This window comes from Micromonospora deserti (assembly GCF_003236335.1).
In the GTDB taxonomy this organism is placed as follows: Bacteria; Actinomycetota; Actinomycetes; order Mycobacteriales; family Micromonosporaceae; genus Micromonospora; species Micromonospora deserti.
Genome location: NZ_POUB01000549.1, coordinates 1 through 565, shown reverse-complemented (window position 1 = coordinate 565; position 565 = coordinate 1). Strand labels below are relative to the sequence as shown.

The 565-nt window shown below is 78.4% G+C and carries 1 protein-coding gene; it reads left to right on the top strand.

Translation table 11 applies throughout. The annotated features are described in order from the left end of the window. Positions 1-565 (top strand): VWA domain-containing protein (locus tag C1I99_RS31850; RefSeq protein ID WP_146604120.1); only part of this gene is annotated, 565 nt, incomplete at both ends.

The following is a 565-nucleotide window of genomic DNA, read 5'->3' as shown; positions in this document are numbered from 1 at the left end:
CGACCGATCTGCGCGAGGCGGTCCGGGAGGGGCGCGAGGGCAACCTGGTGCTCTTCGCGGTCGACGCCAGCGGCTCGATGGGTGCCCGGCAACGGATGGCCGCGGTCAAGGGGGCGGTGCTCGCCCTGCTCACCGACGCCTACCAGCGCCGGGACAAGGTCGCGGTGGTCGCCTTCCGGGGCGGCGGTGCGCAGACCCTCCTCCCGGCGACCTCGTCGGTGCTCGCGGCCTCGGCCCGGCTCGCCGAGCTGCCCTCCGGCGGGCGCACCCCGCTCGCCGAAGGGCTGCTTGCCGCCGCCGAGCTGCTGCGGGTGGAGCGGCTGCGCGACCCGCGCCGCCGCCCCCTGGTGTTGGTGCTCACCGACGGCCGGGCCACCACCGGCGAACGCCCGCTCGAGCGGGCTGCCCGCGCGGCGGCGGTGCTCCGGGCCGCCGCCGCCTCCTGCGTGGTCGTCGACTGCGAGTCCGGCCCCGTCCGGCTCGGCCTCGCCCGCCGCCTCGCCGCCCAACTCGGCGCCACGCACCACCCGCTCGACGCGGTCACCACCAGCCCTCTCGTCGACCT